Raw genomic sequence first — 13309 nt, 5'->3', positions numbered from 1 at the left:
CTGCCCTTAAAGCGCCCCGTCAGAGCGCTTTAAGTTCCTCGGCGAGCGCTTCAATGTCAACAGGCTTGGGCGCACGACGCGCCGCCAGCACAGCCTCAGATCGCGCCTGTGCTGCAGGGGTCATCGCACCAATGGCTTCTGCCACAGCCTTGCGCTCTGCCAAACTGCCGTTGCAATGCAAAATCACATCACACCCAGCCTCAATTGCGGCCTTCGCCCTCTGATCCACGGTTCCATTCAGGGCTTCCATGCCGATGTCATCGGTCATGATCAGCCCACCAAATCCAATATCATCCCGCATGAAGCGCATCATTTTATCTGAAATGGTGGCGGGGCGGTCATCTAACGCTTCAAAAACAATATGCGCTGTCATTCCCATGGGCATGTCATTGAGCGCGCGGAACGGTGCAAAATCGCCTTCCAGATCTGCTTGTGATTCAGTCACCCGTGGCGGCTCTTTGTGGCTGTCCACCACCGCGCGCCCATGTCCGGGCATGTGCTTTAGGATGGGATAGACGCCACCATCCCATAGCCCCTCTGCCACGGCGCGCCCGATCCGTGCCACCGACGCAGGATCCGCGCCATAGCAGCGGTTTTTCAAAAACGGATGTGTCTCATCGCGCGCGACATCCACCATGGGCGCACAATTGGCATCAATGCCAAGCGCCATAAGCTCATGCGCAATCAGGCGATAGCGCAGATACATCGCTCGCTCGGCCTTTTCCCCAGCCTGCATCACCTGCTCCAAAGGCGGCAACCAATCGCGCACCAAAGGCGCGCGCAACCGCTGCACACGCCCGCCTTCCTGATCAATCAGGATCGGAGCCTCATGCCCTACGGTCGCGCGCAACTCCGCGCATAGGGCCTTTACCTGATCCGCTGTATCAATATTGCGAGCGAACAGAATGAAGCCAAACGGCTGTACATCCTTGAAAAACTGCTTTTCTTCTTCACTGAGACGCAGACCATCACAGCCAAAAATGGCAGCGCAGAAACCGCTCATCGTGTGGTCACCGGAATACAATCCGCATTTTCCGCTTTCAGCGCAGAACACAAACGCCGCGCATCACTCACGGTATCAAAGCCCATGGCGCGCAAACGATAGAACACACGCCCACCGCTGCTGGCCTTCTGAATCACGCGCGTTTTGTCCCCGAGATAAGGCTCAAACCGGGTCTGCAAGCGCGTCCACTCTCTTTCGGCAATCTCCGTGCTTTCATAGGCCCCCAGTTGCACAAGCCGCGTGCCGGCAGGAATCGTTGAAGGATCGGCCGTTTTGAGAACGGATCCAACGGCGGCATCAATAGAGGCGATCTGCTGACTGGAGGCGGCAGACGACAAGGATACAGGGCGCAAGACAGGGCGCAGCGACCGCTTCAGGCCACCCTGCACCTGAGGTGCTGGTTGCGCGTCCACCGCGACAGTTTCGCTTTCTGGAACAGAAAGAGAGGCCTGCACGGGCTGCGTTTCCGTCGCTTCAACCGCTTCCAGAGGCGTGGCGCCTGCGGCCAGTTGGGCCGCCAGCTCTTCGACAGACAGCGGCGCGCTTACATCCAAAGGTTCAGGAGCCACGATGGGGGCTGGCGTCTCCACCTCAAGTGTTTCGCTATCAACCGCAGGCACCTGCGCTGCGATCTCAGCCGCTGCAGCAACAACCGCGGCCTCCACAGCGGAGGCATCCACGATGTCACGCTCAGTGATGGCAATCGGAGGCGGCGCAACAATCACCTGATCCGCTGGGCCAGCTGCGCTGCCATCGGCAGCAACCTTATTGACCATCAACCCCTGATGCCCGGCAAGGCGCCCACCCGGATCTTCGGGCTGCACCCGCATCGGGCCTTCCAGCGCACGCACAACTGGCACGCCACTGACATCGCGGGACAAAATTTTATACCCCCAGACACATGTTCCAGCGACCAACGCCAAAGACATGACCATGCCAGCTCGGTTCACAAGAAGCGCCGCATTCGGGGATTCGCCTTTGGGTGCGTGCGGCGCACCCATCGGAATTTCTGCCATTTTTGCCTCACTGCCCGTTTTCCACCAGCTGTGAAGCGGTGTCGCCGGGGTCGTCTTGCCTTGTCCTCAACCCCGACGAACGTGCAGCTTTAGCGCATCTCTTGCGCCGGAGTTACACCCAGAATACCAAGACCTGCGGAAATAACAACGGCCACGGCACGTGCGAGGCCGATTTTCGCCTGAGACGCCGCCGCATCACCTTCTTGCAGGAAGCGCAGGCTGTGATCCTCATCACCCTTCTTGTAGTGGCTGTGCAATTCGCTTGCCAATTCATATAGATAGAAGGCAATCCGGTGCGGCTCATTGGTGCGTCCGGCAATCTCCACAAGGCGTGGCCATTCCGCAACCTTCTTGGCCACATTGATCTCCGCATCGCTGTCCAGCTTGGTCAGATCCGCAGCCAGCAATGTGCTATCATCCACGGAAATCCCAGCGGCCTCGGCTTTGCGGATCACGGAACAGACCCGCGCATGGGCATATTGCACATAGAACACAGGGTTGTCTTTAGATTGCTCCAGAACCTTGTCAAAATCAAAGTCCAGCGGCGCATCGTTTTTGCGGGTCAGCATCACAAAGCGGGTCACATCCGGCCCCACCTGATCGACAACATCGCGCAGGGTCACAAATGTTCCGGCCCGCTTGGACATCTTGAACGGCTCGCCGTTTTTGAAGAGCTTCACCAACTGGGTCAGCTTGATGTCCAGAGGCACCTGACCATCTGACAGCGCAGAAACCGCGGCCTTCATGCGTTTCACATAGCCGCCATGATCGGCACCAAACACATCGATCAGCGCGTCAAAGTCGCGGGTGACCTTGTCATAGTGATAAGCGATGTCTGGCGCAAAATAGGTCCAGCTGCCATCAGATTTCTTCACAGGGCGGTCCACGTCGTCGCCATGGTCTGTGGAGCGGAACAGGGTCTGCTCACGCGGCTCCCAGTCTTCGGGCTTTTTGCCTTTTGGCGGCTCAAGTACGCCTTCGTAGATCAAGCCTTTGTTTTCAAGCGTTTCCAGCGCTCCTTCGATGCGACCGGTACCATAAAGCGACTTTTCGGAGAAGAACACATCCATCTCCACGCCCAACGCCTTAAGGTCGGCACGGATCAGATCCATCATGGCTTCGGTGGCAAATTCGCGGATCTCTTTCAGCCAAACCTCTTCTGGCTGGCCGACAAATTTGTCGCCATATTGCGCCTTCAGCTTTTCGCCAACCTCAATCAGGTAATCCCCCGGATAGGTGCCCTCTGGAAATTCAACGGTTTCCCCGTGCTGCTCCAGATACCGCAGGTAAGACGACCGGGCGAGCACATCCACCTGCGCGCCCCCATCGTTGATGTAATACTCCCGCGTCACATCATAGCCGACAAAATCCAGCAGCGATGCCAGCGCATCCCCAAACACAGCACCGCGGGTGTGCCCAACATGCAGTGGGCCGGTGGGGTTGGCAGAAACATATTCAACGTTGACCTTTTTATCTGCGCCCATGGCAGAGCGGCCAAAGTCCTGCCCTGCCTCAAGCGCGGCCTTGATCACATTTTGCCACAGCACCGGTGCCAGCCGCAGGTTCAAAAAGCCCGGACCGGCGACTTCCGCAACAGAGACACGTGCGTCTTCGGCGAGCTTTCCTGCGAGCACATCGGCAATGTCGCGTGGTTTCATCTTGGCAGGTTTGGCCAGCACCATCGCGGCATTGGTGGCCATATCCCCATGCAACGCATCGCGGGGCGGCTCAACAGCCACGTTTTTAAAGTCCAGTCCTTCAGGCAGCTTGCCTTCGGCTTGCATCGCTTCCAGCGCCTCAATCACAAGCGCGCGGATTTCGGAAAACAGGTTCATCAGACCGTCCTATGTATGTGTTATGGTCTTTTTTGGATTTGCGCTGGTTTACCACCCTAATCCGCCACGTCAACGCTACTCGCCAACAAGCCGCGCATGTTGCTGCAGCGCATATCGGTCTGTCATCCCGGAAATATAGTCCGACACTTTGCGCGCAATCGCCGTTTCATCCTGACAATGCTCCAGATCCGGATGCCAACGCTCTGGCAACAACATCGGGTCTTTGAGAAAGAGCGGGAACAGCTCTTCCACCACCAAAGTCACCTTCTTGCGCATCTCAACCACGGAAGGCGCACGATACATACGGCTGAACAAAAACGCGCGGATCTGCTTGAGATCCTGCCAAAGCGCGGCGGAAAACTGCACCATGGGCCTGCCACAGGCGCGCAACTCTTCCACGGATTGCGGACCCACTTCGGCCAGATTTTGGCGTGATGTGTCGATCACATCTCCGACCATCACGCCAAACACCAGGCGCAGGGCCTCATGACGGCGGCGAATATGCTCTAAACCGGGATAAATCCTGTCCACCTCGGCAAAGGCCTCTCCCACGATGGGCAGATGGCAGATTTCCTCTTCCGTAAACAGACCTGCGCGCAAACCATCATGCAGATCATGGTTGTTGTAGGCCACATCATCGGCCAGCGCCGCAACCTGCGCCTCGGCACTGGCATGTGTGTGCAGCTCAAGATCATGCACCGCATTGTAATCAGCCAAGGCATAGGGCAGCGCGCCTGTCACCGGCCCATTGTGCTTGGCGATGCCTTCCAGTGTTTCCCAAGTGAGGTTCAGCCCATCAAAATCCGCGTAGTGCCGTTCCAGAGATGTCACAATCCGCACGGCCTGTGCGTTGTGATCAAAGCCCCCATATGGGGCCATCAAAGCATGCAGTGCGTCCTCACCGGTATGGCCAAAAGGCGTGTGCCCAAGGTCATGTGCCAGTGCAATGGCCTCCGTGATCTCCTGATTGAGCCCAAGCGCGCCCGCAATGGTGCGCGCCACCTGCGCCACCTCAATAGAATGGGTCAGCCGGGTGCGGAAATAATCGCCTTCATGCTCCACAAACACCTGTGTTTTGTGCTTGAGCCGCCGAAACGCGCTGGCGTGAATGATCCGATCCCGGTCTCTTTGAAAAGACGACCGAAAACTGCTTTCCTCTTCCGGAAAACGCCGCCCCTTGGCGCGTGCCGGATCTGAGGCATAGGGCGCATACATGTGCGAGGTCCTTGTAGCCTGTCCTTAGCTTTTCTATATTGGGTTTTGCCCCCTCAAGGAACCGGGCAAATCGTGCGAATAGGACAAAAAATCATGCAGTTGCCTCCTAAAGTGACCGAAAGAGCCTTCGAAAGACTCGCAGAGATTGGGGCCGCCGATCAAGGTCAGGCCCTGCGCGTGGCGGTTGAGGGGGGCGGATGCTCCGGATTTCAGTATGAAATCAAGCTCGACACGCAGAAAGAAGATGACCTTGTGCTGGAAGGCGCAGGAGAAAAGGTTCTGGTGGACAGCATCTCTCTGCCCTTCCTCGCAGATGCGGTGATCGACTTTACCGAAGAATTGATTGGCGCGCGGTTTGTGATCAACAACCCCAATGCCACAAGCTCCTGTGGCTGCGGCACCAGCTTCTCCATGTAACCTGCGATGTCGCGCCTGCCTGCTATTGTGGCGGCTTCCCCCTTGTGGTTCCCGCCCATGGCTGGATAGATACAGCCATCCAGCAGACAGGAGCGCAGCATGAAAATCGCCACTTTCAACATCAACGGCATCAAGGCGCGCATTGAAACCCTGCCGCGCTGGCTTGATGAGGCGCAGCCGGATGTGGCGCTCTTGCAGGAAATCAAATCCGTTGATGAGGCTTTCCCGCGGGAAATCTTCGAAGAACGTGGCTACACTGTCGAAACCCATGGCATGAAAAGCTTCAACGGCGTTGCCATTCTCTCCAAACTGCCGCTGGAAGATGTGACCCGAGGCCTGCCCGGCGACGATAATGACGAACAGGCGCGCTATATTGAAGCCACTGTGATGGGCGAAAGGCCCATCCGTGTGTGCGGCCTCTACCTGCCCAATGGCAATCCCGCCCCGGGACCAAAGTATGACTATAAACTGGCGTGGATGAAACGCCTTCAGGCCCGTGCCGAAACCCTTCTGGCGCAAGAAGAACCCTTCCTGATGGCCGGAGACTACAACATCATTCCCCAAGATGAGGACGCCGCCAAACCCGAAGACTGGCAGGAGGACGCCCTCGCCCGCCCTGAAAGCCGCGCCGCCTATCGCCGATTGCTCAACCTCGGCCTGACCGAGGCGTTCCGCGCGCGAAACAAGATGGCTGGCATGTATTCTTTCTGGGACTATCAGGCCGGCGCATGGAACCGCAATAACGGCATCCGCATCGACCATTTCCTGCTCAGCCCGCAATGCGCGGATCTGCTGCTCGACTGCCAGATTGACAAGGAAGAACGCGGACGTTCCAAACCCTCCGACCACGTGCCGGTTTGGATTGATCTGGCCGCCTGACGCGTCAATTTCCCCCCGCGCTTTCGGCTCCTATCGCGACTGCATCTCAAGCAGTTGCACCACATAGGGGCCCAACTCGGGGACAATCCTTGCCACACCCTCTGCATTGGGGTGAATCCCATCCGCCTGCATCAGCCCGCGCAGCTCGTCAGCAGGAAGATACCGAATGGCCGCAAAGAAATCCGGCGCAAGCGACACGTCATATTGCGTGGCCAAGGCCCCATACATGCCGTCAAACGCCTGTTTGTAATCCGCGCCAAAATTCATCGGGGCCTCAACCCCAACCAGCAACACATCCACATCCGCGGCCTGACCGGCCTCAATGATGCCCGCGAGATTGGCTTTGCTGACCGCAGGATCCACCCCGCGCAGCGCATCATTGCCCCCAAGCGTGACAATCATGGCATCCACATCCGGCCCAAGGGTCCAGCCCACGCGCGCCAGACCACCCTGTGTGGTGTCCCCCGACACACCTGCATTCTGCACCATGACATCCAGCCCATGCCCGCGTAGCCAGCTTTCCAGTTGCGGCACAAAGCCCGCCTCCTGCGCAACCCCGTAGCCATGCGTCAGGCTGTCGCCCAAAGCCGCCACCACCACAGGCTCCGCCAATGCTGACCAAGCGGTTAGCGGAACCGCTAAAATGCTCAACGCCAGCGCCTTGCCCCGACGCACAAGCGCCCCATATAGAAAAGAAAATTTCATCAACAGGCGGCCTCTTTCATGTCCTCTATTCTCTCCCTCCAAGATGCGACTTTGGCGCTGGATAGCAATGCCGGACGGATAGAAATCTTGCATGGCATTACATTGGATGTTCAATCCGGTGAGACTTTGGCGCTGGTTGGCCCCTCCGGATCCGGGAAATCTTCGCTGCTTATGCTGATGGGCGGGCTTGAGCAGGCCACATCCGGCACCATCACCGCGCTGGACCATGATCTCTCCGCGATGGACGAAGATGCGCTGGCCCGGTTTCGCCGCGCGCACATGGGGGTGGTGTTCCAAAACTTCCACCTGATCCCAACCATGACCGCTCTTGAAAACGTCGCAACCCCTCTGGAACTGGCAGGTCGCAAAGACGCACAGGAGCGCGCCAAAGCGGAGCTCGCGGCCGTGGGTCTGGCCCATCGCGCCGAGCACTACCCCTCACAGATGTCTGGCGGCGAGCAACAGCGCGTGGCGCTGGCGCGGGCCTGCGCCCCCTCTCCGCGCCTGCTTCTGGCGGATGAACCCACCGGTAATCTGGATCATTCCACAGGCGAGACCATCATGGATCTGCTGTTTGATCTGCACGCAACACGCAACACAACTTTGGTTCTGGTCACCCATTCCAATGCGCTTGCCGCACGCTGCGAACGCGTTGTGCGCCTGAAAGATGGCCGCATCGACAGCGCCCTGACACCTGTTGAGGCCCGCGCATGAGTGTCGTCGCGGCCAGCCGCATCGCGCGACGGGAGATCCGCGGCGGACTGCGTGGATTTGCTGTTTTCCTCGCCTGCCTGATCCTCGGCGTCACCACCATCGCCGCCATTGGATCGGTACGCAGCGCCATTCAAACAGGCCTCGCCTCCGAAGGCGCCACATTGCTTGGCGGTGATGCTGAGATGAGTTTCACCTATCGTCGCGCCACCGATGAAGAGCGCGCATGGATGGTGGAAAACACCGAAGACAGCTCAGAAATCATTGATTTCCGCTCCATGGTTGTGGTGCCCAAAGAGGCTGGCACGGAACGCGCCCTTGCGCAGGTCAAGGCTGTGGATGACGCCTACCCTCTCGTCGGTCGCGTTGCCCTCAGCCCTGACATTCCCATAGCGACCGCGCTTGCAGGAAAGGGCAACCTGCCCGGCGCGGTTTTGCATGGATTGCTGGCTGATCGTCTGGCGCTCAACATTGGAGACAGCTTCCAGTTGGGCACACAGGTGTTTCTGCTCACCGCCCGTCTGGAGCGGGAACCTGACACCGCTGGCGGGTTCAATTTCGCCCCCCGCGCCATTGTCCGCACCCAAGACCTCGCACAAAGCGGGCTGCTTGCGCCCGGCACGCTGTTTACAAGCCATTACCGGCTCATGCTGCCGGATCAGGCCGACCTCGCCGCATTGGAGGCGGATGCACGTGCTCAATTCGAAAGCACGGGCCTGCGCTGGCGAGACAGCCGCAATGGCGCGCCGGGCATCACTCGATTTGTGGAACGCTTTGGCGCATTCCTGATCCTTGTAGGACTTGCCGGTCTTGCGGTGGGCGGCGTCGGCATCTCCACCGCGATCCGCGCCTATCTGGCACGCAAGACCGAAACCATCGCGACACTGCGCAGCCTTGGGGCCGAGCGCAGCACGATCTTTCTAAGCTACTTTTTACAAATCGGCTTCGTCGCCTTGATTGGCATTGCCGCAGGGGTGTTACTCGGCGCAGCTCTGCCCATCCTGCTGGGCCCGGTGATTGAAACCCTCTTGCCCTTCCCGGCAAAATTTCATCTCTATCCGATCCCCCTGATGGAAGCGGCACTCTATGGGGCACTTGCAGCCGCCATCTTCACGCTTTGGCCGCTGGCACAGGTGGAAAATGTCCGTCCCAGCGCGCTGTTTCGCGATCAACTGGGCCAAAACCGCCCCTTCCCCGCCCCCCGCTTTGTGCTTGCAACGGCTCTGCTCATCGCGCTGCTGTTGGGGCTCGCCAGCTGGCTGTCAGGCTCGACGCGCCTGACGCTCTGGTTTGCAGCGGGCGTGGCCATTGCCATGATCGCGCTCTCTTTGGCGGGCGCAGGTCTGCGCGCCGGTTTGCGCCGCCTGTCGCCCAAACGTCCAGAACTGAGGTGGGCGGTACAGTCTCTGGGCCGCGCAGGCGATGCTACAACTCCGGTGATCCTCTCTCTTGGCCTGGGTCTCAGCGTTTTGGCCACAGTCGGACAGGTGGATGGCAATCTGCGCAACGCCATTGCCAGCGACTTGCCAGAGGTCGCGCCCTCATTCTTCTTTGTGGACATCCAACGCGATCAGATGCCCGCCCTGCAAGACAACTGGCGTAACACCCCAACAATCAACAAAGTCGAAACCGCGCCCATGCTGCGCGGTGTGATCACCCGCATCAATGGCATGCCCGCCAAAAACGTCGCGGGCGATCATTGGGTCATCCGAGGCGATCGCGGCGTCACCTACGCCGGTGACATGCCGGAAAACACCAAGCTGACCGCCGGGACCTGGTGGGATCCAGATCACGCAGGCACACCTCAGATCAGCTTTGCCGAAGAAGAAGCGCTGGAAATGGGTCTTGAGCTGGGGGACAGCATGACCGTCAACATTCTCGGCCGCGACATCGAAGGCATCGTCACAAGCTTTCGCGAAGTGGATTTCTCCTCCGCCGGCATGGGCTTTATTCTGGTCATGAACGAAGCCGCTCTCGCGGGGGCCCCGCACAGCTTCATCGCAACCGTCTATGCGGAGCCAGCGTCAGAGGCCGCCTTGTTAAAATCTGTGTCCGAAGACTACCCAAATGTCACCGCCATCCATGTGCGGGACGCCGCCCAACAGGTCTCACGCCTCGTGGCGCAGCTGGCCAATGCCACCACTTACGGTGCCTCCACCATCCTGCTCACGGGGCTTCTGGTGATCTTTGGCGCGGCGGCGGCAGGTCAATCCGCGCGCACCTATGAAGCAGCCGTCTTAAAAACCATTGGCGCCACGCGCCCCCAAATCCTGCGCAGCTTTGCCTGGCGCGCAGCCCTGCTTGGGGCCGCTGCAGGCGCTGTGGCTCTGACCGTGGGGGTGACAGGCGGCTGGGCCGTGATGACATTTGTCATGGAGAGTGACTTCGCCGTCATCTGGCCCAATGCCGCAACGATCTTGGGCGCGGGCATTCTGGCAAACCTTCTGGCCGGTCTGATCTTTGCCCTGCCCTCTCTGGCCACACGCCCCGCCCGCATCCTGCGCGCGCGCGACTGATCCCATAAGGCTTGATCGCAAACAGCAGATCACAAAAAAGCCGGGCATAACGCCCGGCTTTTCTGTTTTCAGATCATAGGCTCACAAACCCTTAGAAACGACCCTACTCCGCCGCCTCATCATAGGCGTCCATAGGCGGGCAAATGCACACCAGATTGCGATCCCCATAGGCATTATCCACGCGGTTCACCGGCGGCCAGTATTTGTCCACACGGAACGCACCCGGAGGGAAACAGCCCTGCTCACGGCTGTAGGGACGCTCCCAATCTTTCACCAGATCTTCCATTGTATGCGGCGCGTTCTTGAGCGGATTGTTCTCCGCATCAATCTTCCCGTCTTCAATGGCGCGAATTTCTTCACGAATGGACAGCATCGCCTCACAGAACCGATCCAGTTCTGCCTTGTTCTCCGACTCCGTTGGCTCAATCATCAAAGTGCCCGCCACTGGCCAGCTCATGGTGGGCGCATGGAAGCCTGAGTCAATCAACCGCTTGGCAATGTCATCCACAGTCACCCCCGCACTTTCCGCAAATGGGCGCGTGTCGATGATGCACTCATGTGCCACCCGACCTGTCGGCCCTTTATAGAGCACGTCAAACGCTCCTTCGAGCCGCTTGGCAATATAGTTGCCGTTCAGGATCGCCACACGCGTGGCCTGCGTCAGACCTTCGCCCGCCATCATCAACACATAGGCCCAGCTGATCGGCAGGATCGACGGAGAGCCGAATGGCGCTGCAGAGACCGGCCCTTCTTCGCCACCGGTCTCAGGATGGCCGGGCAGATGCTCGGCAAGATGCGCCTTCACCCCAATCGGTCCCATGCCGGGGCCACCACCGCCATGCGGAATGCAGAAGGTCTTGTGCAGGTTCAAATGGCTCACGTCGCCGCCAATATCGCCGGGACGGGAAAGCCCGACCATGGCGTTGAGATTGGCCCCATCAATATAGACCTGCCCGCCAAACTCATGGGTGATGCCACAGACGTCATGCACCGTGTCCTCAAACACACCATGGGTCGACGGATAGGTGATCATGCATCCTGCCAGCGTATCGGCATGTTTTTCCGCCTTGGCGCGGAAATCTTCCACATCAATATCGCCATTCTCTGCCGATTTCACAGGAACCACTTTCCAGCCCACCATCTGTGCGGACGCTGGGTTGGTGCCATGCGCGCTCATCGGGATCAGACAGACATTGCGATGCCCCTCACCACGGGCCCGATGATAGGCCGCAATGGTCAATAGCCCCGCATATTCCCCCTGCGCCCCCGAGTTGGGCTGCATGGAGATCGCATCATAGCCCGTGATCTGACACAGCCGGTCGTTCAGATCCTCGATCATCCGCGTGTAACCCTGCGCCTGTGCCTTGGGCACAAAAGGGTGGATCTGGGAAAACTCAGGCCAGCTCACTGGCATCATTTCTACCGCCGCGTTGAGCTTCATGGTACAGGACCCCAGCGGGATCATCGCCCGGTCAAGCGCAAGGTCGCGATCTGCCAGCCGCCGCATGTAGCGCATCATCTCGGTTTCGGCCCGGTTCATGTGGAAAATTGGGTGTTCCAGATAGGCACTGCTGCGCAGCAATGCTTCGGGCAGACGATATTCCGGCGTGAAATCATCATCAGGCTGCACAATCCCAAAGGCGCGCCAGACCGCTTCAATGGTCTTGGGCTCGGTGGTTTCATCCAATGAAATGCCCACTTTGGTCTTGCCGACTTTACGCAGGTTGATGCCTTCCTGCACCGCGTGCTGTAACACTCCGCGCTGCAGCAAGCCCACATCCACAGTCACCGTGTCAAAGAAATGCGTCGGCTCTACGGTAAAGCCCGCCGCCTCCAGCCCTTTGACCAGACGCACCGTCTTGCGATGCACGCGCTGCGCAATGGCCTTCAGCCCTTTGGGACCATGAAACACCGCATACATAGACGCCATGACCGCCAACAAGGCCTGTGCCGTGCAGACGTTGGAATTGGCTTTTTCCCGGCGGATATGCTGTTCGCGCGTCTGCAGCGACAGGCGATAGGCGCGGTTGCCATGGCTGTCGATCGACACACCAATGATACGCCCCGGCATGGCGCGTTTGTAGGCGTCTTTACAGCTCATATAGGCTGCGTGTGGTCCACCATAGCCGATGGGCACACCAAACCGCTGGGTACTGCCCACCGCGATGTCCGCGCCCATGGCACCCGGCTCTTTCAACAAGGTCAGCGCAAGCGGATCCGCCACCACAATGCCAATCGCCTTGGTCGCATGCAGCGCGTCCATTTCTGCGCTGAAATCACGCACATCCCCATAGGTGCCCGGATATTGGAAAATCGCGCCAAAGACCGCGTCAGCCTTCAGATCATCCGGGTTGCCAACGATCACCTCAATATCCAGAGGCGCGGCACGGGTTTTCATCACGGCGATATTCTGCGGATGGCAGTTTTCATCCACAAAAAACGCCTTGGCTTTGGATTTTGACACCCGCTGCGCCATGGTCATGGCTTCCGCACAGGCGGTGGATTCATCCAGCAGCGACGCATTCGCAATATCCAGCCCGGTCAGATCCGTGATCATGGTCTGGAAGTTCAGCAAAGCCTCAAGGCGGCCCTGCGAAATCTCTGGCTGATAGGGCGTATAGGCCGTGTACCAGGCCGGGTTTTCCAAAATATTGCGCTGAATGGCGGGGGGCGTCACAGTGCCGTAGTAGCCTTGGCCGATCAGGCTGGTCATCACCTCATTTTCGGAGGCAATCTCTTTCATGTGGTTCAGCACTTCGCGCTCAGACATCGGGCGGCCAAAATCAAGCGGCTCTTTCTGACGGATGCTTTCTGGCATCGTATCGTCAATCAGCGCCTCAAGACTGTCCGCGCCAATAACTTCAAGCATCTCGGCCATTTCTTCTGGCGATGGGCCAATATGGCGACGGTTGGCAAAGTCATACGGCAGGTAGTCAGTCGGTTTGAAGGTCATCTTCGTCTCCTCAAAAGGGCCGCGGCAACAGGTGCGGCGAAGAATAGATCATCGTTTGG

General features: G+C 58.8%; 10 protein-coding genes. 4 read left to right on the top strand and 6 right to left on the bottom strand.

The genetic code is table 11. From position 1 onward, the window contains the following. Positions 1 to 19 precede the first annotated feature (19 nt). The 4 genes from nagZ to SHM7688_RS06675 form a co-directional block, all read right to left on the bottom strand. Positions 20 to 1003, bottom strand: coding sequence for a beta-N-acetylhexosaminidase (gene nagZ / locus SHM7688_RS06690; protein WP_058239165.1), 984 nt, complete (start codon positions 1001 to 1003; stop codon positions 20 to 22). Continuing rightward, on the bottom strand, positions 1000 to 2019 hold the full coding sequence (locus tag SHM7688_RS06685; protein WP_058239164.1) for an SPOR domain-containing protein: 1020 nt from the start codon (positions 2017 to 2019) through the stop codon (positions 1000 to 1002). Before SHM7688_RS06685 ends, nagZ begins: the two co-directional genes overlap by 4 nt. An 89-nt stretch (positions 2020 to 2108) precedes the next feature. After that, positions 2109 to 3854, bottom strand: a complete 1746-nt coding sequence (gene argS / locus SHM7688_RS06680; RefSeq protein ID WP_058239163.1) for an arginine--tRNA ligase — start codon at positions 3852 to 3854, stop codon at positions 2109 to 2111. 75 nt (positions 3855 to 3929) lie between these two features. Next, positions 3930 to 5069, bottom strand: coding sequence for a deoxyguanosinetriphosphate triphosphohydrolase (locus SHM7688_RS06675; RefSeq protein ID WP_058239162.1), 1140 nt, complete (start codon positions 5067 to 5069; stop codon positions 3930 to 3932). Positions 5070 to 5162: 93 nt separating this feature from the next. On the opposite strand from SHM7688_RS06675, the gene SHM7688_RS06670 reads away from it, so the two are divergent. Both SHM7688_RS06670 and xth read left to right on the top strand, forming a co-directional pair. Next, positions 5163 to 5486, top strand: coding sequence for a HesB/IscA family protein (locus tag SHM7688_RS06670; RefSeq protein WP_058239161.1), 324 nt, complete (start codon positions 5163 to 5165; stop codon positions 5484 to 5486). Positions 5487 to 5585: 99 nt separating this feature from the next. Continuing rightward, positions 5586 to 6365, top strand: coding sequence for an exodeoxyribonuclease III (gene xth, locus SHM7688_RS06665; RefSeq protein WP_058239160.1), 780 nt, complete (start codon positions 5586 to 5588; stop codon positions 6363 to 6365). Between the two features lie 30 nt (positions 6366 to 6395). Here the strand turns inward: xth and SHM7688_RS06660 are convergent, their stop codons facing one another. After that, on the bottom strand, positions 6396 to 7070 hold the full coding sequence (locus SHM7688_RS06660; protein ID WP_058239159.1) for an arylesterase: 675 nt from the start codon (positions 7068 to 7070) through the stop codon (positions 6396 to 6398). An 18-nt stretch (positions 7071 to 7088) separates the two neighbouring features. On the opposite strand from SHM7688_RS06660, the gene SHM7688_RS06655 reads away from it, so the two are divergent. Both SHM7688_RS06655 and SHM7688_RS06650 read left to right on the top strand, forming a co-directional pair. Next, positions 7089 to 7784 (top strand): ABC transporter ATP-binding protein, encoded by a 696-nt coding sequence (locus SHM7688_RS06655; RefSeq protein WP_058239158.1) that lies wholly within the window; start codon positions 7089 to 7091, stop codon positions 7782 to 7784. Next, the gene (locus SHM7688_RS06650; RefSeq protein WP_058239157.1) at positions 7781 to 10297 is read left to right on the top strand and encodes an ABC transporter permease; all 2517 of its coding nucleotides are present in this window, start codon (positions 7781 to 7783) and stop codon (positions 10295 to 10297) included. Before SHM7688_RS06655 ends, SHM7688_RS06650 begins: the two co-directional genes overlap by 4 nt. Before the next feature lie 103 nt (positions 10298 to 10400). Here SHM7688_RS06650 and gcvP read toward each other — a convergent pair whose 3' ends face one another. After that, positions 10401 to 13250, bottom strand: a complete 2850-nt coding sequence (gene gcvP / locus SHM7688_RS06645) for an aminomethyl-transferring glycine dehydrogenase (protein WP_058239156.1) — start codon at positions 13248 to 13250, stop codon at positions 10401 to 10403. Positions 13251 to 13309: the final 59 nt, after the last annotated feature.

Origin of the sequence: Shimia marina, from assembly GCF_001458175.1 — a bacterium.
Classification (GTDB): Bacteria; Pseudomonadota; Alphaproteobacteria; order Rhodobacterales; family Rhodobacteraceae; genus Shimia; species Shimia marina.
Note: the sequence above shows the minus strand (reverse complement) of the source record. Positions and strands in the feature narration are given on the sequence as shown.